This window comes from Pseudomonas lini (assembly GCF_001042905.1).
In the GTDB taxonomy this organism is placed as follows: domain Bacteria; phylum Pseudomonadota; class Gammaproteobacteria; order Pseudomonadales; family Pseudomonadaceae; genus Aquipseudomonas; species Aquipseudomonas lini.
The window spans coordinates 115,100-136,753 of record NZ_JYLB01000008.1 but is presented as its reverse complement, the minus strand read 5'-3'; the positions used below and the strand labels follow the sequence as shown (position 1 = coordinate 136,753).

Annotated in this window: 22 protein-coding genes; 13 read left to right on the top strand and 9 right to left on the bottom strand. The window is 59.0% G+C overall.

Translation table 11 applies throughout. The features are described from left to right. Window positions 1-48: 48 nt before the first annotated feature. The 6 genes from TU81_RS22645 to TU81_RS22620 all read right to left on the bottom strand — a co-directional run bounded on the left by TU81_RS22645 (window position 49) and on the right by TU81_RS22620 (window position 5,066). On the bottom strand, window positions 49-1,542 hold the full coding sequence (locus TU81_RS22645; protein WP_038978967.1) for an RNA polymerase factor sigma-54: 1,494 nt from the start codon (window positions 1,540-1,542) through the stop codon (window positions 49-51). 185 nt (window positions 1,543-1,727) lie between these two features. Then, a complete protein-coding gene (gene lptB / locus TU81_RS22640; RefSeq protein ID WP_007901537.1) occupies window positions 1,728-2,453 on the bottom strand; it encodes an LPS export ABC transporter ATP-binding protein in 726 nt (241 codons plus the stop codon). After that, a complete protein-coding gene (lptA, locus tag TU81_RS22635; protein ID WP_038978968.1) occupies window positions 2,453-3,001 on the bottom strand; it encodes a lipopolysaccharide transport periplasmic protein LptA in 549 nt (182 codons plus the stop codon). Before lptA ends, lptB begins: the two co-directional genes overlap by 1 nt. After that, on the bottom strand, window positions 2,988-3,560 hold the full coding sequence (gene lptC, locus TU81_RS22630; RefSeq protein WP_038978969.1) for an LPS export ABC transporter periplasmic protein LptC: 573 nt from the start codon (window positions 3,558-3,560) through the stop codon (window positions 2,988-2,990). Before lptC ends, lptA begins: the two co-directional genes overlap by 14 nt. A gap of 7 nt (window positions 3,561-3,567) precedes the next feature. Then, a complete protein-coding gene (locus tag TU81_RS22625) occupies window positions 3,568-4,092 on the bottom strand; it encodes a KdsC family phosphatase (RefSeq protein ID WP_038978970.1) in 525 nt (174 codons plus the stop codon). After that, window positions 4,092-5,066 (bottom strand): KpsF/GutQ family sugar-phosphate isomerase, encoded by a 975-nt coding sequence (locus TU81_RS22620; RefSeq protein WP_038978971.1) that lies wholly within the window; start codon window positions 5,064-5,066, stop codon window positions 4,092-4,094. Before TU81_RS22620 ends, TU81_RS22625 begins: the two co-directional genes overlap by 1 nt. A gap of 277 nt (window positions 5,067-5,343) precedes the next feature. Here TU81_RS22620 and TU81_RS22615 point away from each other — a divergent pair, with 277 nt between their 5' ends. From TU81_RS22615 to hisC, 10 genes are all read left to right on the top strand, one after another. Beyond that, window positions 5,344-6,153: an ATP-binding cassette domain-containing protein gene (locus TU81_RS22615; protein WP_038978972.1), complete on the top strand. Its 810-nt coding sequence runs from the start codon at window positions 5,344-5,346 to the stop codon at window positions 6,151-6,153. Further along, window positions 6,153-6,950: a lipid asymmetry maintenance ABC transporter permease subunit MlaE gene (gene mlaE / locus TU81_RS22610; RefSeq protein WP_038978973.1), complete on the top strand. Its 798-nt coding sequence runs from the start codon at window positions 6,153-6,155 to the stop codon at window positions 6,948-6,950. The genes TU81_RS22615 and mlaE overlap by 1 nt, the downstream gene beginning before the upstream one ends. After that, window positions 6,950-7,417: an outer membrane lipid asymmetry maintenance protein MlaD gene (gene mlaD, locus TU81_RS22605; protein ID WP_007901560.1), complete on the top strand. Its 468-nt coding sequence runs from the start codon at window positions 6,950-6,952 to the stop codon at window positions 7,415-7,417. Before mlaE ends, mlaD begins: the two co-directional genes overlap by 1 nt. Window positions 7,418-7,428: 11 nt before the next feature. Beyond that, a complete protein-coding gene (locus tag TU81_RS22600; RefSeq protein ID WP_038978974.1) occupies window positions 7,429-8,082 on the top strand; it encodes an MlaC/ttg2D family ABC transporter substrate-binding protein in 654 nt (217 codons plus the stop codon). Next, entirely contained in the window at window positions 8,079-8,384 is a 306-nt protein-coding gene (locus TU81_RS22595) for an STAS domain-containing protein (RefSeq protein WP_038978975.1), read from the top strand. Before TU81_RS22600 ends, TU81_RS22595 begins: the two co-directional genes overlap by 4 nt. 114 nt (window positions 8,385-8,498) lie before the next feature. Then, a complete protein-coding gene (locus tag TU81_RS22590) occupies window positions 8,499-8,750 on the top strand; it encodes a BolA family protein (protein WP_038978976.1) in 252 nt (83 codons plus the stop codon). Window positions 8,751-8,772: 22 nt separating this feature from the next. After that, on the top strand, window positions 8,773-10,038 hold the full coding sequence (gene murA, locus TU81_RS22585; protein ID WP_007901567.1) for a UDP-N-acetylglucosamine 1-carboxyvinyltransferase: 1,266 nt from the start codon (window positions 8,773-8,775) through the stop codon (window positions 10,036-10,038). A gap of 129 nt (window positions 10,039-10,167) precedes the next feature. After that, on the top strand, window positions 10,168-10,803 hold the full coding sequence (hisG, locus tag TU81_RS22580) for an ATP phosphoribosyltransferase (RefSeq protein WP_007901570.1): 636 nt from the start codon (window positions 10,168-10,170) through the stop codon (window positions 10,801-10,803). Between the two features lie 124 nt (window positions 10,804-10,927). Continuing rightward, window positions 10,928-12,265 (top strand): histidinol dehydrogenase, encoded by a 1,338-nt coding sequence (hisD, locus tag TU81_RS22575; RefSeq protein ID WP_048396565.1) that lies wholly within the window; start codon window positions 10,928-10,930, stop codon window positions 12,263-12,265. A 2-nt stretch (window positions 12,266-12,267) separates the two neighbouring features. Next, on the top strand, window positions 12,268-13,320 hold the full coding sequence (hisC, locus tag TU81_RS22570; RefSeq protein ID WP_048396563.1) for a histidinol-phosphate transaminase: 1,053 nt from the start codon (window positions 12,268-12,270) through the stop codon (window positions 13,318-13,320). Between the two features lie 116 nt (window positions 13,321-13,436). Here the strand turns inward: hisC and TU81_RS22565 are convergent, their stop codons facing one another. The 3 genes from TU81_RS22565 to algW form a co-directional block, all read right to left on the bottom strand. Further along, window positions 13,437-14,165: a DUF4198 domain-containing protein gene (locus TU81_RS22565; RefSeq protein WP_038978979.1), complete on the bottom strand. Its 729-nt coding sequence runs from the start codon at window positions 14,163-14,165 to the stop codon at window positions 13,437-13,439. Between the two features lie 14 nt (window positions 14,166-14,179). Further along, the gene (locus TU81_RS22560; RefSeq protein ID WP_048396561.1) at window positions 14,180-16,285 is read right to left on the bottom strand and encodes a TonB-dependent siderophore receptor; all 2,106 of its coding nucleotides are present in this window, start codon (window positions 16,283-16,285) and stop codon (window positions 14,180-14,182) included. Window positions 16,286-16,406: 121 nt separating this feature from the next. Next, the gene (gene algW, locus TU81_RS22555) at window positions 16,407-17,564 is read right to left on the bottom strand and encodes a Do family serine endopeptidase AlgW (RefSeq protein ID WP_038978981.1); all 1,158 of its coding nucleotides are present in this window, start codon (window positions 17,562-17,564) and stop codon (window positions 16,407-16,409) included. Window positions 17,565-17,667: 103 nt separating this feature from the next. Here algW and TU81_RS22550 point away from each other — a divergent pair, with 103 nt between their 5' ends. From TU81_RS22550 to cysN, 3 genes are all read left to right on the top strand, one after another. Beyond that, entirely contained in the window at window positions 17,668-18,426 is a 759-nt protein-coding gene (locus tag TU81_RS22550; RefSeq protein ID WP_018927191.1) for a Nif3-like dinuclear metal center hexameric protein, read from the top strand. A 262-nt stretch (window positions 18,427-18,688) separates the two neighbouring features. Next, complete coding sequence (gene cysD / locus TU81_RS22545) at window positions 18,689-19,606, top strand: sulfate adenylyltransferase subunit CysD (protein WP_008008639.1); 918 nt, start codon at window positions 18,689-18,691, stop codon at window positions 19,604-19,606. A 9-nt stretch (window positions 19,607-19,615) separates the two neighbouring features. Further along, window positions 19,616-21,514, top strand: coding sequence for a sulfate adenylyltransferase subunit CysN (gene cysN / locus TU81_RS22540; protein WP_048396559.1), 1,899 nt, complete (start codon window positions 19,616-19,618; stop codon window positions 21,512-21,514). Window positions 21,515-21,654 lie beyond the last annotated feature (140 nt).

Genomic DNA, 21,654 nt, shown 5'->3' with positions numbered 1-21,654 from the left:
CGGCAGGCAGAAATGCCTGCCACTGGAACGCTGTGGCGAGCCCGGCGGCTACATCAACCGCTTCCGTTCGCTGGAAGGCGCGATCCCCAGGGATTCGCGGTACTTGGCGACGGTGCGACGGGCTACCTGAATGCCTTGTGCCTCCAGTAAACCAGCGATCTTGCTGTCACTCAACGGCTTTTTCTGATTTTCCGCGGCAACCAGTTTTTTGATGATCGCGCGGATCGCCGTGGACGAGCATTCACCGCCTTCGGAGGTACTGACGTGGCTGGAAAAAAAGTATTTCAGTTCATAGATGCCCCGTGGGGTATGCATGAATTTTTGCGTGGTCACCCGTGAAATCGTCGATTCGTGCATGCCCACCGCTTCGGCGATGTCATGCAGCACCAACGGTTTCATGGCTTCGTCACCGTATTCAAGAAAGCCGCGCTGATGCTCGACGATCTGGGTGGCGACTTTCATCAGGGTTTCATTGCGGCTTTGCAGGCTCTTGATGAACCAGCGAGCTTCCTGCAACTGATTACGCATGAAGGTGTTATCAGCGCTGGTATCGGCGCGACGCACGAAACCGGCGTACTGGGCGTTGACCCGCAGGCGTGGCACCGATTCCTGATTCAGCTCCACCAGCCAGCGCTCGTTGTCCTTGCGCACGATCACGTCGGGAACGACGTATTCGGCTTCGGCGGACTCGATTTGTGAACCCGGGCGCGGGTTGAGGCTCTGGACCAATTCGATGACCTGACGCAGTTCATCTTCCTTGAGCTTCATGCGGCGCATCAGCTGGCTGTAGTCGCGGCTGCCGAGCAGGTCGATGTAATCGGTGACCAGGCGCTTGGCCTCGGCCAGCCAAGGGGTCTTGGCGGGCAGCTGGCGCAGTTGCAGCAGCAGGCATTCGCCGAGGTTGCGGGCGCCGATGCCAGCGGGTTCGAATTGCTGGATGCGGTGCAGGACGGCTTCGATTTCGTCCAGTTCGATGTCCAGTTCCGGGTCGAAGGCTTCGAGGATTTCCTCGAGGGTTTCGTCCAGGTAGCCCTGATTGTTGATGCAGTCGATCAGGGTCACGGCGATCAAGCGATCGGTGTCGGACATCGGTGCCAGGTTCAGTTGCCAGAGCAAATGGCTTTGCAGGCTTTCACCGACCGATGTGCGGGTGGTGAAATCCCACTCGTCGTCATCGTTGCTCGGCAGGCTGCTGGCGCTGGTCTGGTAGACGTCCTCCCAGGCAGTGTCGACGGGCAATTCGTTGGGAATACGCTCGTTCCAGTCGCCTTCCTCGAGGTTATCCACCGTTGGGGCGGTTTCCTGGTAGGAGGGTTCCTGAATGTCGGCGTTGGGTTTCTGTTCGGCGCTATCGGCCAAGGGGTCGGCGTTATCGAAGTCGTCGCCTTCTTCCTGGCGTTCGAGCATCGGATTGGACTCCAGGGCCTCCTGGATTTCCTGTTGCAGGTCCAGGGTCGACAATTGGAGCAGGCGGATGGCCTGTTGCAGCTGCGGTGTCATCGTCAGCTGCTGGCCCATTCTCAAGACTAGCGATGGTTTCATGGCAGGGGCTTAACACCTTATTCGCCGGCGCACATGCGCCATCCACTACAGGGCGCCGAAGCGCCAAACATAAGCAAATTATATGCCTGAAACTGGAGTGTTTGCCTAGAGCGCTGTAACAATAAAAACTTATTGATTTTTTTATTGAAGCGAGCGCTCTCTCGGCGACCCGGGCACCTCAGTGCTTACAGGCGGAACTCATGACCCAGATACACTTCCTTGACCAGTTCATTGGCCAGGATGGTGGCGGAGTCACCTTCAGCAATCAGTTGGCCATCGTTGACGATGTAGGCGGTTTCGCAGATATCCAGGGTTTCGCGGACGTTGTGGTCCGTGATCAGCACACCAATGCCTTTGGCCTTGAGATGATGAATGATCTGCTTGATGTCGCCCACCGAAATCGGGTCTACGCCGGCGAAGGGTTCGTCGAGGAGGATGAATTTCGGATTGGTGGCCAGTGCCCGGGCGATTTCCACGCGGCGGCGTTCACCACCGGACAGGCTCATGCCGAGGTTGTCGCGGATGTGGTGGATGTGAAATTCCTGCAGCAGGCTTTCCAGCTCTTTGCGACGACCGGCCTTGTCGAGTTCCTTGCGAGTCTCGAGGATCGCCATGATGTTGTCGGCCACCGACAGTTTGCGGAAGATCGACGCTTCTTGCGGAAGATAACCGATACCCGCCTTCGCACGACCGTGCATCGGCTGGTGGCTGACGTCCAGGTCATCGATCAGCACGCGACCCTGATCGGCCTGTACCAGGCCGACAATCATGTAGAAGCAGGTGGTTTTACCGGCACCGTTAGGGCCAAGCAGGCCGACGATCTGACCGCTGTCGATGGACAGGCTGACGTCGCGCACGACCTGACGGCTCTTGTAGCTCTTGGCCAGATGCTGAGCTTTCAGAGTTGCCATTACTGGGCCTTTTGCTCGTCGGTTTTCTTCTTCGGCTGGATCACCATGTCGATGCGAGGGCGCGACTCGGTGACCTTGTTGCCCGTGGCACGACCGGCGCTCGCAAGCTTTTTGACGGTGTCGTAGACGATTTTCTCGCCTTGGGTGACGTTGTTGTCTTTATCGATGACTTTGGCGCGATCGATCAACACGACGCGGTTCTGCGAGGCGTGGTACTGAATAGTTACGCCGTAGCCCTGAACCGGCTTGGTATCGCCCGCCGTTTGCAGTTGCTCGAAGTAGGCGAGGTTGCCCACCGAGGTCACCACGTCGATGTCGCCGGCCGGGGTGCGGGTGATGGTCACGGTATTGCCGGTGACCTTCATCGAGCCCTGCGTAATGATCACATCGCCTTTATAGGTAGCAACGCCGTTCTTGTCGTCCAGTTGGGCATCGTCGGCCTGAATGCGGATGGGCTGCTCTTGATCGTTCGGCAGAGCCCAGGCGCTCACGCTTCCCAGTGCTGCGCCCAGACTGAGCAAAATAGGGAGGGTTTTAACGAGCCTCATACTGTCCTCTTACGTTCGATAGCAGGTGTATCCTGCTTTCTTTCAAGTACGCTTTCATTCCGTTGCCTGTCGATACACCGCCAGCGCCGTCGATTCTAACGGGTTGATCGGTCTGCGCATATTGCTGCTGCGGGAACACTGTCATACGGGTGGTGGTAATCAGGGTTTTGCGGTTCTTTTCGTCGAAACGCGTGATACGTACCGAATCAATCAGCTCGACCTGAGTGCCGTCCGGGTTGACTTCGCCGCGCTCGCTCTGGACGTGCCAGGGGAATTCGGTGCCACGGAACATGTTCAGGTCGGGGTTGGTCAGCAACGTCACCTCGGTCGCTTTCAGGTGTTCGACCTTGTCCGACGTCATTTCGTATTGCAGTTTGCCGTCGGGCAGGTACTGCACGCTATGGGCGTTGATTGCGTAATAGTCGATCGCGCTTTCATCGACCTTCACCACTGGCTTGTCGAGGAAGCTTTCCGGGCTGATGTTCCAGTAGCCGACCGCTGCAAAAATCGCTGCGATGCAACCGAACACCAGGATGTTGCGAATCTTTTTGCTCAGCATGATGGGCTCACAGGTACGCGGCGTTGGCCGCATCGAGGCGGCCCTGGGCGCGCAGGATCAATTCGCAGAATTCGCGAGCGGCACCCTCGCCACCACGGGCCAGGGTGATGCCGTGGGCGTGTTCGCGCACGAAACTGGCAGCGCTGGCTACCGCCATGCCAAGACCGACACGGCGAATCACCGGCAGGTCTGGCAGGTCGTCGCCAAGATAGGCCACTTGTTCATAGCTCAGGTTTAGCTGGGCAAGAAGTTCGTCGAGTACCACCAGTTTGTCTTCGCGACCCTGGTAAAGGTGTGGAATACCGAGGTTCTTCGCGCGCCGTTCGACCACCGGGGTCTTGCGGCCGCTGATGATAGCGGTCTGCACTCCGGCTGCCATCAACATCTTGATGCCCTGGCCGTCGAGGGTGTTGAAAGTCTTGAATTCGCTGCCGTCTTCGAGGAAGTACAGGCGCCCATCGGTCAGTACGCCGTCGACGTCGAATACCGCCAGTTTGATCTGTTTGCCGCGTTGCAGCAGGTCCGTGCTCATTACATTACTCCCGCACGCAGCAAATCGTGCATGTTCAAGGCGCCGACCGGGCGGTCTTCGCTGTCGACCACTACCAGCGCGTTGATCTTGTGGTCTTCCATGATTTTCAGCGCCTCGGCGGCGAGCATCTCGGCGCGGGCGGTCTTGCCGTGGGCGGTCATCACTTCATCAATGGTCGTGCTGTGGATATCGATGGTGCGGTCCAGCGTGCGGCGCAGATCGCCGTCGGTGAAGATCCCGGCGAGCTTTCCATCTGTGTTCAGTACAACGGTCATGCCCAACCCCTTGCGGGTCATTTCCATCAAGGCATCCTTGAGCAGCGTACCGCACATCACTTGCGGCAATTCGGTGCCGGCATGCATGACATTTTCCACTTTCAGCAACAAACGGCGGCCAAGGGCGCCACCCGGGTGGGAAAAAGCGAAATCTTCAGCGGTAAAACCGCGAGCTTCAAGCAAGGCAACGGCGAGAGCGTCGCCCATGACCAGTGCCGCGGTGGTCGAAGAGGTGGGCGCCAGGTTCAGCGGACAGGCTTCGTGTTCGACGCTTACATTGAGGTTGACTTCCGCAGCCTTGGCCAACGGCGACTCGGGGTTGCCGGTCAGGCTGATCATCTGAATGCCCTGGCGCTTGATCAGCGGCAGCAAGGTGACGATTTCATTGGTGGAGCCGGAGTTCGACAGCGCCAGAATGATGTCATCACGGGTGATCATGCCCATGTCGCCATGGCTGGCCTCGGCCGGGTGCACGAAGAACGCCGTGGTGCCGGTGCTGGCGAGGGTGGCGGCAATCTTGTTGCCGATGTGCCCCGATTTGCCCATGCCGACCACGACCACTCGGCCTTTGCTGGCCAGAATCATCTCGCAAGCACGTACGAAATCTGCATCGATATGGGGCAGCAAGCCTTGTACGGCTTCCAGTTCGAGGCGGATGGTACGTTGTGCTGATTGAATCAGGTCGCTTGATTGGTTCATGTCGGAAATCGAATAGCCTGATGAAAAGGCGGCGATTATAACGGTAATGATCAAAACCCTCACGCAAGTTCGTTGCGGTTTGTCATTCCTTGTTACCGAATCTCTCTAAATAGATGATTTCAGGCGGTCATGTTGCTGAACATGCCCGGCTTGGGCCTTGGGCGCTTGAGCTTTGCAGTGATATAGTTCGCCGCCAGTTCGGCCTGCCCGGGGGAGGTATGTGCTTTCGCCAGAAAGCCAGGCGTCCGAGTGAGAGGCTGCATCGCAAGGAGTTTAGATGAGTGCCGATAACGCCTACGCGGTCGAGCTGAAGGGACTGACCTTCAAGCGCGGTACGCGCAGCATTTTCAATAACGTCGATATCCGCATACCGCGCGGCAAGGTCACCGGCATCATGGGGCCTTCCGGGTGTGGCAAGACCACGCTGTTGCGGCTGATAGGCGCACAATTGCGTCCTACCAGCGGCGAAGTCTGGGTCAACGGCCAGAACCTGCCAACGTTGTCGCGCAGCGATCTGTTCGATGCGCGCAAGCACATGGGTGTGTTGTTTCAGAGCGGCGCGTTGTTTACCGATCTTGATGTGTTCGAGAACGTTGCCTTTCCGCTGCGTGTTCATACCGAGCTGCCGGAAGAAATGATTCGCGACATTGTCTTGCTCAAATTGCAGGCCGTGGGCTTGCGTGGCGCCATCGACCTGATGCCTGACGAATTGTCCGGCGGCATGAAACGTCGCGTCGCGCTGGCCCGGGCAATTGCGCTCGATCCGCGAATCCTCATGTATGACGAGCCCTTTGTCGGCCAGGACCCGATCGCCATGGGCGTACTGGTGCGCCTGATCCGCCTGCTCAACGATGCGCTGGGCATCACCAGCATCGTGGTTTCCCACGACCTGGCCGAGACAGCGAGCATCGCTGACCACCTCATTGTGGTGGGCGACGGGCAAGTGTTGGGCCAGGGCACACCCAAGGATTTGATGAAATCGGATGAGCCACGTATTCGTCAATTCTTGACTGGCGAACCCGACGGCCCGGTCGCATACCACTTTCCAGCGCCGGATTACCGCGCAGATCTTCTGGGGAAGCGCTGATGCGCAAGATTTCATTAATAGAAAGAGTACGCCGCTTCGGCTTCGCCGGCATCGATGTGCTGGCGGTATTCGGGCGTTCGGCTCTGTTCCTTTATCATGCCTTGCTCGGTCGTGGCGGCATCGGCGGCGGTTTTGGCCTGCTGGTCAAGCAACTGCATTCGGTGGGCGTGATGTCCCTGGTGATCATCGTGGTCTCCGGGGTATTCATCGGCATGGTGCTGGCGCTGCAGGGCTTTAATATTCTGTCCAGCTACGGTTCGGAGCAGGCCGTCGGGCAGATGGTTGCGCTGACGCTGTTGCGTGAACTGGGCCCGGTAGTCACGGCCTTGCTGTTCGCCGGTCGCGCGGGTTCGGCCCTGACCGCTGAAATCGGCAACATGAAGTCCACCGAGCAATTGTCCAGCCTCGAAATGATCGGGGTCGACCCGCTCAAGTACATCATTGCCCCGCGCCTGTGGGCCGGCTTCATTTCCCTGCCGGTGCTGACGATGATTTTCAGCGTGGTGGGTATCTGGGGCGGTTCGTGGGTGGCCGTCGACTGGCTGGGTGTCTATGACGGCTCCTACTGGTCGAACATGCAAAACAGCGTGACGTTTGTCGACGATGTGCTCAACGGCATCATCAAAAGCATCGTTTTTGCCTTCGTCGTGACCTGGATCGCCGTATTCCAAGGCTATGACTGCGAGCCCACTTCCGAGGGGATCAGTCGTGCCACTACCAAGACCGTGGTGTATGCCTCTTTGGCAGTACTCGGCCTGGACTTTATTTTGACCGCCTTGATGTTTGGAGATTTCTGATGCAAAACCGCACCCTGGAAATCGGTGTCGGCCTTTTCTTGCTGGCTGGCATCCTGGCTTTGCTGTTGCTTGCGTTGCGGGTCAGTGGTCTGTCCCCGAGCGCAACCACCGAAACTTATAAACTTTATGCGTATTTCGACAATATCGCCGGTTTGACGGTCAGAGCTAAAGTGACCATGGCCGGTGTGACCATCGGCAAGGTCACGGCGATCGATCTGGACCGCGACAGCTTCACCGGTCGGGTGACCATGCAACTGGAAAAGCGCGTAGATAATCTGCCGACTGACTCCACTGCATCTATCCTGACCGCTGGCCTGTTGGGTGAGAAATACATCGGTATCAGTGTGGGCGGGGAGGAAACCCTGCTCAAGGAGGGTGGAACCATCCACGACACGCAGTCGTCACTGGTACTCGAGGACCTGATCGGTAAATTTCTGCTCAATACCGTTAGCAAAGACGCCAAATGAGGAGCTTTTGAATGATCTCTATCTTGCGACGTGGCCTGTTGGTGATACTTGCGGCCTTGCCGTTGATGGCTAACGCCGTGGCGGGGCCTTCCGCGCACGATCTGGTACAGGACACCACCACCCGGTTGTTGGCGGATCTTGCCGCCAACAAAGAAAAGTACAAGCAGGACCCACAGGACTTTTATACGGCGCTGAATACCATCGTCGGTCCTGTGGTGGATGCCGAAGGTATTTCCAAGAGCATCATGACGGTCAAGTATTCACGCAAGGCCACCCCCGAGCAGATGCAGAAGTTTGTCGAGAACTTCAAAAAAGGCCTGTTCCAGTTCTATGGCAATGCTTTGCTTGAGTACGACAACCAGGGCATCGTCGTCGATCCCGCCAAGGATGAGTCGGGAGACCGTACCAGCGTTGGCATGACGGTCAAAAGCAGCAGCGGCGCAATCTATCCTGTGTCTTACACACTCGAAAAGATCAATGGCGAGTGGAAGCTGCGCAACGTGATCATCAATGGCATCAATATCGGCAAGCTGTTCCGCGATCAGTTCGCTGATGCGATGCAGCGCAATGGCAACGACCTGGACAAAACCATCAACGGTTGGGCCGGGGAAGTCGCCAAAGCCAAGGAAGCCACCGAACAATCTACCGAGAACCAAACCCAATGAGTGAGTCGGCTATTCGCATGAGCGAATCCGGCGAACTGCTGCTCAGTGGCGTGCTGGATTACCGGACAGGCCCGAACCTGCGCAAGCAGGGGCAGGCGCTGATCAAGTCCAGTAACGCGGCTATGCTGGTGATTGATTGCTCCTCGGTGGAGAAGTCCAGCAGCGTCGGCTTGTCGCTGTTGCTGTGCTTCATGCGCGATGCTCAGGCGGCCGGCAAGGCCCTGAGCATTCGTGCGATACCCGAAGATATGCGTGAAATCGCTCAGGTCAGCGAATTGACCGAGCTATTGGCGCATCCCTGAACCGCATCTATAAAGAAGCCCCCCGTCAGAGTCCTGCTTCGCGGGGTTCGCAGGCGCGGGGCTTTTTTGTATGATGTCCGACCCGCGCGCACAGGGCGCCGATTGAGGTTGAGCATGCAGGCCAACGAAGTAAAGAGCTTCCTTGAAGGAAAGCTGTCCGATTCTCTGTCACAAGTGCAGGTAGAAGTTGAGGGCGAAGGCTGCAACTTTCAGCTGAACGTGATTAGCGATGAACTGGCGGCGTTGAGCCCGGTGAAGCGTCAGCAGCAGATCTATGCCCATTTGAACCCATGGATCACCGATGGCAGCATCCATGCGGTCACTATGAAATTTTTCAGCAGCGCGGCCTGGGCCGAGCGCACCTGAGCCCAAGGGCGTCGAGATTCTTATGGATAAATTGATTATTACCGGTGGCGTTCGTCTTGATGGCGAAATCCGCATCTCCGGGGCAAAGAACTCTGCCCTGCCGATCCTGGCTGCAACCCTGCTGTGCGATGGCCCGGTTACCGTTGCCAACCTGCCGCACCTGCACGACATCACCACCATGATCGAGCTGTTCGGTCGCATGGGCATCGAGCCGGTGATCGACGAGAAGCTCAGCGTCGAAATCGACCCGCGCACCATCAAGACCCTGATCGCGCCGTACGAACTGGTGAAAACCATGCGTGCCTCGATCCTGGTGCTGGGCCCGATGGTTGCCCGTTTCGGCGAAGCCGAAGTCGCACTGCCTGGCGGTTGCGCCATCGGTTCGCGTCCGGTCGACCTGCACATCCGTGGCCTCGAAGCCATGGGCGCGGTCATCGACGTTGAAGGCGGCTACATCAAGGCCAAGGCCCCTGAGGGCGGCCTGCGCGGTGCGCACTTCTTCTTCGACACCGTCAGTGTGACCGGTACCGAGAACATCATGATGGCGGCCGCTCTGGCCAAGGGCCGTAGCGTGCTGGCGAACGCCGCTCGCGAGCCTGAAGTCATCGACCTGGCGAACTTCCTGAACGCCATGGGCGCCAAGATCACTGGCGCCGGCACCGACACCATCACCATCGATGGCGTCGAGCGTCTGCACCCGACCACTTACAAGGTGATGCCTGACCGTATCGAGACCGGCACCTACCTGGTGGCGGCAGCGGTAACTGGCGGGCGTGTGAAGGTCAAGGACACTGATCCGACCATCCTCGAAGCCGTTCTGGAAAAACTCCGCGAATCGGGTGCTGAAATCACCTGCGGCGAAGACTGGATCGAGCTGAACATGCACGGCAAGCGGCCAAAAGCCGTTAACGTGCGGACCGCTCCATACCCGGCGTTCCCGACCGACATGCAGGCGCAGTTCATCTCCCTCAACGCCATTGCCGAAGGCACGGGTGCGGTGATCGAGACGATCTTCGAAAACCGCTTCATGCACGTATACGAACTGCACCGCATGGGCGCTCATATCCAGGTCGAAGGTAACACCGCCATCGTCACCGGCATCGAGAAGCTCAAGGGCGCGCCAGTAATGGCCACCGACCTGCGTGCTTCGGCCAGTCTGGTGATCTCGGCGCTGATCGCTGAAGGCGATACCCTGATCGACCGCATCTACCACATCGACCGTGGTTACGAGTGCATCGAAGAGAAACTGCAGATGCTCGGCGCCAAGATCCGTCGCGTTCCGGGCTAGTAGTTGCCATATGGGCGCAAGGACGCGCCTACTGAGTTTGTTATGAATCGAGGGTGGTGACACCCTCGATGTGTGTCCGGCGCCATTTGCGACCGGGCATGAGTACCTTGATAAGGACTGACGTTTCCCATGTTGACCATCGCACTGTCCAAGGGCCGCATCCTTGACGACACCCTGCCGCTTCTGGCTGAAGCGGGCATCGTGCCGACCGAGAATCCGGACAAGAGCCGCAAGCTGATCATCCCCACGACCCAGGCCGATGTGCGCCTGCTGATCGTGCGCGCCACCGATGTGCCGACTTATGTCGAGCATGGTGCCGCGGACCTGGGCGTCGCCGGTAAAGATGTGCTGATGGAATATGGCGGCCAGGGTCTGTACGAGCCTCTGGATCTGCGAATTGCCCTCTGCAAGCTGATGACCGCCGGCCGTGTCGGCGATGTCGAGCCCAAGGGCCGTCTGCGGGTGGCGACCAAATTCGTCAACGTCGCCAAGCGTTACTACGCCGAGCAGGGTCGTCAGGTCGACATCATCAAGCTCTACGGCTCGATGGAGCTGGCGCCGCTGATCGGTCTGGCGGACAAGATCATCGACGTGGTCGACACCGGTAACACTCTGCGTGCCAATGGCCTGGAACCCCAGGACTTCATTGCCGACATCAGCTCGCGGCTGATCGTCAACAAAGCGTCGATGAAAATGCAGCACGCCCGTATCCAGGCGTTGATCGACACCCTGCGCAAGGCAGTGGAGTCTCGACACCGCGGCTGATTTACCTGCGCGACCTTGAGTCGCGCCGTCTATCCGCCTCATAGCCAGAATTCTCAGGTGCCCAAGCGGATCGAATGTTAGCTTCGGGCGCCTGAGTTTTTGCCATTCCTATGAGGCTCTCGCTATGACCGCACCGACTGCAATTCGCCGACTCAACGCTGCTGATCCGGATTTCGCACATCATCTGGATCATCTGCTGAGCTGGGAAAGTGTGTCTGACGACTCGGTCAATCAGCGGGTGCTGGACATCATCAAGGCTGTGCGCGAGCGTGGCGACGCGGCGCTGGTGGAATTCACCCAGAAGTTCGACGGCCTGCAAGTCGCCTCCATGGCAGACCTGATTTTGCCGCGCGAACGTCTGGAACTGGCCTTGACCCGCATCACCGTGCCTCAGCGCGAAGCCCTGGAAAAAGCCGCGGCCCGCGTGCGCAGCTACCACGAAAAACAGAAACAGGATTCTTGGAGCTACACCGAAGCCGACGGCACGGTGCTGGGCCAGAAGGTCACGCCGCTGGATCGCGCCGGTCTGTATGTGCCAGGCGGCAAGGCGTCGTACCCGTCCTCGGTGCTGATGAACGCAATTCCGGCCAAGGTTGCCGGCGTGACCGAAGTGGTCATGGTCGTGCCGACGCCGCGCGGCGAAATCAACGAACTGGTGCTGGCCGCAGCCTGCATTGCCGGCGTTGACCGGGTGTTCACCATCGGCGGCGCCCAGGCCGTTGCGGCGCTGGCTTACGGCACCGAAAGCGTGCCGAAGGTCGATAAGGTTGTTGGCCCTGGCAACATCTATGTCGCTACCGCCAAGCGCCACGTGTTCGGTCAGGTCGGCATCGACATGATCGCCGGGCCGTCGGAGATCCTCGTCGTGTGTGACGGCCAGACCGATCCGGACTGGATTGCCATGGACCTGTTCTCCCAGGCCGAGCACGACGAAGACGCCCAGGCGATTCTGGTCAGCCCGGATGCCGAGTTCCTCGACAAGGTCGCCGCCAGCATCGCCAAATTGCTGCCGACCATGGAACGCGCCGAAATCATCGAAACCTCGATTAATGGTCGCGGTGCGCTGATCAAGGTTCGCGACATGGAACAAGCCATCGAAGTCGCCAACCGTATTGCGCCAGAACACCTGGAGTTGTCGGTCGCCGATCCGCAGGCCTGGTTGCCGCAGATCCGCCACGCCGGCGCGATCTTCATGGGCCGTCATACGTCCGAAGCCCTGGGCGACTATTGCGCTGGTCCAAACCACGTGTTGCCGACGTCCGGCACTGCGCGCTTCTCTTCGCCGCTGGGTGTTTACGACTTCCAGAAACGCTCGTCGATCATCTTCTGCTCCGAGCAGGGTGCCTCCGAACTGGGCAAAACCGCTTCCGTGCTGGCCCGTGGCGAGTCGCTGACCGCTCACGCCCGCAGCGCCGAATACCGCATCGTTGACGAGCTCTTTAATGAAGGGCAGGGGAACTAAGCATGAGTAAATTCTGGAGTCCCTTCGTCAAAAGCCTGGTGCCTTACGTGCCGGGCGAGCAGCCGAAGCTGGCGAAACTGGTGAAACTCAACACCAACGAAAACCCGTACGGTCCATCGCCTAAAGCTTTGGCTGCGATGCAAACCGAACTGAACGATAACCTGCGTCTGTACCCGGACCCGAACAGCGACCTGCTCAAGCAGGCTGTTGCCAAGTACTACGGCGTGCAGGGCAATCAGGTGTTCCTCGGCAACGGTTCCGATGAAGTCCTGGCACACATTTTCCACGGTTTGCTGCAACACGATCAGCCGTTGTTGTTCCCGGATATCAGCTACAGCTTCTACCCGGTTTACTGCGGGTTGTATGGCATCGCATTCGACGCGGTGCCGCTGGATGAGCAATTCCAGATCAACCCGGCGGACTACACCAAGCCGAACGGCGGGATTATTTTCCCTAACCCGAACGCGCCGACCGGCTGCCTCCTGGCGCTGGACGCGGTTGAGCAAATCCTCAAGGCCTGCCCGGATTCGGTGGTCGTGGTGGATGAGGCTTACATTGATTTTGGCGGTGAAACGGCGATCACGCTGGTGGACCGTTATCCGAACCTGCTGGTGACTCAGACCCTGTCCAAGTCCCGTTCGCTGGCAGGCCTGCGGGTTGGCCTGGCGGTGGGGCATCCGGACCTGATCGAGGCGCTGGAGCGGATCAAGAACAGCTTCAACTCCTACCCGCTGGATCGCTTGGCGATTGTGGGGGCTGCGGCGGCGTTCGAGGATCGCGAGTATTTCGACAAGACCTGCCGGTTGGTCATCGAGAGTCGCGAGAAGGTGGTCGCGCAGCTGGAGGCGAAGGGGTTTGAGGTGTTGCCGTCGGCAGCAAACTTCATTTTCGCCCGTCACCCGCAGCACGATGCTGCAGGGCTGGCGGCGAAGTTGCGCGAACAGGGCGTGATCGTTCGGCACTTCAAGCAAGAGCGGATTGCCCAGTTCCTGCGTATTTCCATCGGCGCGCCGGAGCAGAATCAGGCGCTGATCGACGGCCTCGGCGACCTGTAAGGCTTCCCCGATCCTGTGGGAGCGTGGCTTGCCCGCGATAAACGATAACGCGGTCTACCTGTTGCACCGCGGTGTCCCCATCGCGGGCAAGCCACGCTCCCACAAGGTTCTGTGTGTTACTCGTGATGCGGTTCGCCAAGGAAGGTCAGTGACGTGAACAGTCCGCGAGTGCTCACATCCGGGCTATTTTTCACAGGCACTTCCACCTGCGCCGCAATCACGTTCAACCCTTCATTGCGCACCAGAACCTGCGCCCGGCCGTCTGCATCGGTTTCGGTGCTCATGGTACTCGGCGCGCTGCGATAGTCGCCCACCAACTTCACGCCCGCCGCCGGCTTGCCGTCCAATAGCACTCGAACCGGCAACGACTTGCCCGGCCCGACCGTCAGCGGATCGACTTCCGGCAAAATCACCAGTTTCATCTGATCGAGCTTCGGCAACTTCGCCCCCGGCTGGTAAATGGCCAGGCTGTATTTGAACGTCTCGGTCGACTCGATCGATCCTGGCACCTTACTGCGTCCTTCGTTGATCCACTTTTTGTCGGCGGTCAGCGACCACATGCCATTGTCCAGCGCGACTGCTAGCGCCGCGGGCGGTTTGAGTGGTTGCAGACGCGCATGGTCGGCCAAGCGTTCCACGGTAACCGGGATCATTTTTCCTTCGGTGTCGTAGGCCCAGGCGCCGCTGATTTTCTGCGCCTTGAAAGCATTGTCCTCAGCGCCATCACCGTAGATGGCTTCGATATTGCCGCGACGTTGTTCGGTCCATAGGCCATGGGCCGAAACGTGGGTGGCGAACATCGCGCCGAACAGACCCAGCAGAGCCAGTGATTTGCCTTGTTGCATGGAGATTTTTCCTTTTACAGATTGAGTGTCAGGCTGACAGTGAAATTGCGCGGCTCACCGGGATTGACCCAGTAGTTGCTGTAGGAACGCTCGAAATATTTCTCGTCGAACAGGTTGTTCAGGTTCAGGCCGAGGGTGACGTTTTCGCTGGCTTTATAATGCGCCAGCAGATCGACGGTGTGGTAGGCCGGCAGTTCGAAATCGCTGCCGGCTTCACCCGAGCGATCGCCGACATAGGTGATCGCTGCACCAAGGTCCGAACCGCGTAAATGGCCATCCTGAAATTCATAAACACCCAACAGACTGCCGCTGCGTTTGGCCACGCCGAGAATTCGGCTGCCAGTGGGGATCACTTTGTCGCCTTGGGTGACTTCAGCGTCGATGTAAGCGAAAGCACCGATCACTCGCACGGCATCGGTCACTTGCCCGGTGACTTGCAGGTCGACACCCTGGCTGCGGGCCTTGCCCATGGTGCGGCTGGAATCGATGCTCGGATCGAGCGCCAGGACGTTTTCCTTTTCGATATGGAAGGCGGCGAGGGTGGTGCTCAAGCGGTCGTCGAACAGCTCGCTCTTGATCCCGACTTCATAACCGACGCCTTCTTCCGGGTCGAAGGATTTGCCGGCGGCGTCCAGCCCGTTGTTCGGTTTGAACGAGGTGGAGGCGTTGGCGAATAACCCCACTTCAGGCGTCAGTTGGTAGAGCAGGCCGGCTCGCTGAGTCAGTGCGTCGTGGCGCTGGCGGCTGGTCGCGTTGCGGCTGTGATCGTCGATGCTTTGTTCGAAATGTTCGAAGCGCGCACCGAGCATGCCGCGTAGTTTGTCGGTGAAAACGATCTGGTCCTGAAGGTTCAGCGCCTGGCTTTCGACGTGCTCGAAGAAGTCGGTCCCGGAGCGTGCGCCATTGGGTTTCGGCTGGCCGTAAATCGGCCGATAGATATCGATGGCGTACGGGCCGCCGGCAATGGTCGTGACCCGTTCGTTCTTACGGAAATTCTCGTATTCGCTGCCGATCAGCAGTTCGTGTTGCCAACTGCCGATGTCGAACAAACCGCGCAGTTCGAGTTGGGTGATGCTGTCGTGCCAGTTGGTATCGCGCTCGCGATAGCGACGGTTGACGGTATGGCCGTCGGCATTCAAGGGACGATTTTCGGAGGCGAAGCCCCAGAGTTTGCCTTCCTTGTAATGACTGGCGAGGCGCAGTTTCCAGCTATCGTTGAGTTGATGTTCGAGGGCGGCTTGCAGCAGATTGTTGTGGTTGTCGATGTTGCCGTCGTTGGGTTCGCCAAGGAAGGTCGAACGGGAGACGCCGCTCCATTTATTGTTCGGCGCGACGACACCGCGATCGAAGGTCGAGCTGTGGCGCACGAACTCGCTCTCCACCAACAGGCTGGTGTCCGGGTTCAGTTGCCAGCTGAACGAAGGCGCAACGAACACTCGCTGACTGTCGACGTGATCGCGGAAGCTGTGGTTGTCCTCTACCGCCAGGTTCACCCGGGACAGAACGTTACCGTCATCATCCAGCGGCGTGTTGACGTCCACGGCGGTGCGGTAGCGATCCCAGCTGCCGGCGCTGGTTTGCAGTGTGGTGAAGGCTTCCGGCTGGGGTTTCTTGGTGACGATGTTCACCGTACCGCCTGGATCGCCACGACCATAAAGGCTGGCGGCTGGGCCTTTGAGCACTTCGATGCGTTCGATGTTGGCCACGTCCGGCGTGCTTGGATAGCCGCGGTTGGCACTGAAGCCGTCCTTGTAGAACTCCGACGTGGTGAAGCCGCGCACGCTGTATTCGTAGAGCGTCAAGCCGCCGAAGTTGTTCTGCTTCGACACGCCACCGGCAAAATCCAGCGCGCGCTCGACGCTGGTGCTGCCCAGATCCTTGAGCACACTGACGGGAATCACACTGATCGATTGCGGGATATCGCGAATGGCCGTGTCGGTCTTGGTTGCGCTGGCAGAGCGCGTGGCGCGGTAACCCTTGACCGGGCCGGTGGGGGATTCGTACTCGGAGGTGACGCTGATGGCGTCCAGTTCAACGGTTTGCGACTCTTCGGCGAAGACCGGATCCCCCAGTAAACCGAGGGCCAGGCCTGCGAGGGAAGCCATTGTTCGAGACGACATGTTATGTTGTTCCAATAGTGATATTGAAACAATATAACATGGCTAATGAGAATATATACTGTTAACGATTTCGGAGTTGTGGAGCGGCCGAGGGCGTCAAGATCGCAACCTTCGGCAGCTCCTACTCTTCTTTTTCCTTGATCGGCGCGGGTGGCGGGCGCAAACCGATTTCTGCCGTGAGCTTGAGCTCTTTACCGTTGCGCATCACCTGAATGGTGACCTTGTCGGTTGGCTTGATCCGCGCCACCTGGTTCATCGAACGGCGACCGTCGCCGGCCGGTTCACCGTCGATGCTGAGGATCACGTCGCCCAATTGCAGGCCGGCCTTCTGCGCCGGACCGTCACGGAAAATCCCCGCGACCACAATCCCCGGACGTCCGGACAGACCAAACGATTCCGCCAGTTCCTGACTCAACGGTTGTACTTCGATGCCGAGCCAGCCGCGAATCACCTGGCCGTGTTCGATGATCGACTTCATCACTTCCATCGCCAGCTTCACCGGGATCGCGAAACCGATGCCCTGAGAACCGCCGGACTTGGAGAAGATCGCCGTGTTGATGCCGGTCAGGTTGCCGTTGGCGTCGACCAGCGCACCGCCGGAGTTGCCGGGGTTGATCGCAGCGTCGGTCTGGATGAAGTCTTCGTAGTTGTTCAGCCCGAGCTGATTGCGCCCGGTGGCGCTGATGATGCCCATGGTCACGGTCTGGCCGACGCCGAAGGGGTTGCCGATGGCCAGGGCCACGTCGCCGATGCGGATATTGTCGGAACGGCCGACGGTGATCGACGGCAGGTTTTTCAGGTCAATCTTCAATACCGCGAGGTCGGTTTCCGGGTCGCTGCCGATGACTCGGGCCAGGGTTTCACGGCCATCCTTGAGCGCCACCACGATCTGGTCGGCACCGCTGGTCACATGGTTGTTGGTCAGCAGGTAACCTTCCGGGCTCATGATCACGCCCGAACCGAGGCTCGACTCCATGCGCTTCTGCTTGGGCGAGTTGTCGCCGAAGAAGCGGCGGAACTGCGGATCTTCGAACAGCGGATGGCTGGGCTTGTTGACCACTTTGGTGGTGTACAGGTTGACCACCGACGGCGCGGCCGTGGTCACCGCGTCGGCATAGGACACCGGGCCCTGCTGCAGACCGAGGGTTTGCGGGGCTTGCTGCAGATTGACGTCCAGGTTCGGTAGCCCGACCCATTCCGGGTAACGCTGCATAATCAATAGAGCGATAAGCACACCGGCCAACAGCGGCCAGCCGGAAAAACGCAGCGCCTTGAGCATTAAGCAAGTCCTACAGAGGTTGCAGGCGGTGTGAGACCGCCCATAATGTCGCGCATTATACGAGGCCGCGCGTGCCTCTGAACGGGATATTTAGGAGTCTTTTATGGCCGTTGCCCTGAGCACCCTGGTCGAAGAAGCCGACCGCTACCTGGCAAGTGCGAAGATCGCCGATTACTGCCCCAATGGTTTGCAGGTCGAAGGCCGGCCACAAGTGATGCGCATCGTTAGCGGCGTCACCGCCAGCCAGGCGTTGCTGGACGCCGCGGTAGAGGCCCAGGCCGATCTGGTGCTGGTGCATCACGGCTATTTCTGGAAAGGCGAAAACCCGTGCATCACCGGCATGAAGCAGCGCCGGTTGAAAACCCTGCTCAAGCACGATATCAGCCTGCTGTCCTATCACTTGCCGCTGGATCTGCACCCGGAAGTCGGTAACAACGTGCAGCTTGCCCGGCAACTGGATATCACGGTTGAAGGCCCGCTGGACCCGGACAATCTGAAAATCGTTGGTCTGGTCGGTTCGTTGAGCGAACCGATGACCCCGCGCGATTTCGCCCGTCGCGTGCAGGAAGTCATGGGGCGCGAGCCATTGTTGATCGAAGGCAGCGAGATGATTCGTCGGGTCGGCTGGTGCACCGGTGGCGGCCAGGGTTACATTGATCAGGCGGTGCTGGCTGGCGTCGATCTGTACCTCAGCGGCGAGGCCTCCGAGCAGACGTTCCACAGCGCCCGGGAAAACGACATCAGCTTCATCGCCGCCGGTCACCACGCCACCGAGCGTTACGGTGTGCAGGCTTTGGGCGATTACCTGGCGCGACGTTTCGCCCTCGAGCACATCTTCATCGATTGCCCGAACCCCATCTGATTTCGGACTGCAATGCGGTCACCTCTGTAGGAGCTGCCGAAGGCTGCGATCTTTTGATTTTAAAGATCAAGATCAAAAGATCGCAGCCTTCGGCAGCTCCTACACAGGGTGGGTTTCCAATCTGGAGAGCCCCAAACGAGGGGGTATATTCATATACCCTTTCGATCTAGCCAGCGTCCTGATTAGAAGGGGGCGCTGTGCTAGGATTCCCCGCTCGAACACGGCCCGCAGGCCGTCCATAAGATCGTTTTCGTGAGTAGCCATGGTCGACAAACTGACGCATCTGAAACAGCTGGAGGCCGAAAGCATCCACATCATCCGCGAGGTCGCCGCCGAGTTCGATAACCCGGTGATGCTGTACTCCGTCGGTAAAGACTCCGCCGTGATGTTGCACCTCGCGCGCAAAGCATTCTTCCCGGGCAAACTTCCGTTTCCGGTGATGCACGTCGACACCCAGTGGAAGTTCAAGGAAATGTACGCGTTCCGCGACCGCATGGTCGAAGAGCTCGGCCTGGACCTGCTGGTGCACGTGAATCCCGAGGGTGTTGCGCAGGGTATCAACCCGCTCACCCACGGCAGTGCCAAGCACACCGACATCATGAAGACCGAAGGCCTTAAACAGGCCCTCGACAAGTACGGCTTCGATGCGGCATTCGGTGGTGCCCGTCGCGACGAAGAGAAATCCCGGGCCAAAGAGCGCGTGTATTCCTTCCGTGATACCAAGCACCGCTGGGATCCGAAAAACCAGCGTCCCGAGTTGTGGAACGTCTACAACGGCAAGGTCAACAAGGGCGAATCGATCCGCGTATTCCCGTTGTCGAACTGGACCGAGCTGGACATCTGGCAGTACATCTACCTCGAAGGTATCCCGATCGTGCCGCTGTATTTCGCCGCTGAGCGCGACGTTATCGAGATGAATGGCACCTGGATCATGATCGACGACGAACGCCTGCTCAATCACTTGAGCGACGAAGACAAGGCGCGCATCGTCAAGAAAAAGGTCCGTTTCCGTACGCTGGGCGACTACCCGTTGACCGGTGCGGTCGAGTCCGAGGCCACCAGCCTGACCGACATCATTCAGGAAATGCTCCTGACGCGAACTTCCGAACGCCAGGGCCGAGTCATCGATCACGATGGCGCAGGTTCGATGGAAGAAAAGAAACGTCAGGGTTATTTCTAAGGGGTTGTCATGTCGCACGCATCTGATTTGATCAGCGAGGACATCCTCGCCTATCTGGGCCAGCACGAACGCAAGGAAATGCTGCGCTTTCTTACCTGTGGCAACGTCGACGACGGCAAGAGCACCCTGATCGGGCGCCTGCTGCACGACTCCAAAATGATCTACGAAGATCATCTGGAAGCCATCACCCGCGACTCGAAAAAAGTCGGCACCACCGGTGAAGATATCGACCTGGCGTTGCTGGTCGACGGCTTGCAGGCCGAGCGTGAGCAGGGCATCACCATTGATGTCGCCTACCGCTATTTCTCCACCGCCAAGCGCAAATTCATCATCGCCGACACCCCCGGCCATGAGCAGTACACACGCAACATGGCCACCGGTGCATCCACCTGTGACCTGGCGATCATTCTGGTCGACGCCCGTTACGGCGTGCAGACCCAGACCCGTCGCCACAGCTTTATCGCCTCGTTGCTGGGCATCAAGCACATCGTTGTCGCCATCAACAAGATGGACCTCAACGGCTTCGACGAAAGCGTGTTCGAGTCGATCAAGGCCGATTACCTGAAGTTCGCCGAAGGCATCGCGTTCAAGCCGACCACCATGGCGTTCGTGCCGATGTCCGCTCTCAAGGGCGACAACGTCGTGAACAAGTCCGAGCGCTCGCCGTGGTACACCGGCCAGTCGCTGATGGAAATCCTCGAAACCGTCGAAATCGCCAATGACCGTAACTACACCGATTTGCGTTTCCCGGTGCAGTACGTCAACCGTCCGAACCTGAACTTCCGTGGTTTTGCCGGCACCCTGGCCAGCGGCATCGTGCACAAGGGCGACGAAGTCGTTGTGTTGCCGTCGGGCAAGAGCAGCCGTGTGAAATCCATTGTCACCTTCGAAGGTGAGCTGGAGCATGCAGGTCCTGGTCAAGCGGTGACGCTGACCATGGAAGACGAAATCGACATCTCCCGCGGCGACTTGCTGGTGCATGCCGACAACCAGCCGCAAGTGACTGACGCCTTCGACGCCATGCTGGTGTGGATGGCCGAAGAGCCGATGCTGCCGGGCAAGAAATACGACATCAAGCGCGCCACGACTTACGTGCCGGGTTCGATCACCAGCATCGTCAATCGCGTGGACGTGAACACCTTGGCCGAAGGGCCGGCGAGCTCGCTGCAGCTGAACGAGATCGGTCGGGTCAAGATCAGCCTCGACGCCGCCATCGCGCTGGACGGTTACGACAGCAACCGCACCACCGGTTCGTTCATCGTCATCGATCGACTGACCAACGGTACGGTCGCGGCCGGCATGATCATCGCCCAGCCGTTGAGCCATGGCACCAGCACCCATCACGGCAAACTGGCTCACGTGGCTACCGAAGAACGTGCCCAGCGCTTTGGTCAGCAACCGGCCACCGTGTTGTTCAGCGGCTTGTCGGGCGCTGGCAAAAGCACCCTGGCCTACGCGGTTGAACGCAAGCTGTTCGACCTGGGTCGTGCGGTGTTTGTACTCGATGGCCAGAACTTGCGTCACGACCTCAATAAAGGTCTGCCGCAGGATCGCGCCGGGCGTACCGAGAACTGGCGTCGTGCGGCGCACGTTGCGCGTCAGTTCAACGAAGCTGGTCTGCTGACCCTGGCTGCATTCGTTGCGCCGAGTGCCGAAGGTCGTGAACAGGCCAAGGACCTGATCGGCAAGGAGCGTCTGCTGACGGTCTACGTCCAGGCCTCTCCGACGGTCTGTGCCGAGCGTGATCCGCAAGGTCTGTACGCGGCGGCTGGTGACAACATCCCGGGCGAATCCTTCCCGTACGACGTGCCGCTGAATGCCGATCTGGTGATCGACACCCAGTCGCTGTCGGTGGAAGAAAGCGTCAAGCAAGTGCTGGATCTGCTGCGTAAGCGTGGCGCGATCTAAGCGTTAGCTGCCAATAAAAAACCCGCAGATGAGTGATCGTCTGCGGGTTTTTTTGTGTCCTTGAAATCGCCATCGCGGGCAAGCCCGCTCCCACAGGGATCTCTAGTGAACACAAAATTTGCATTCCACACAGAACCACT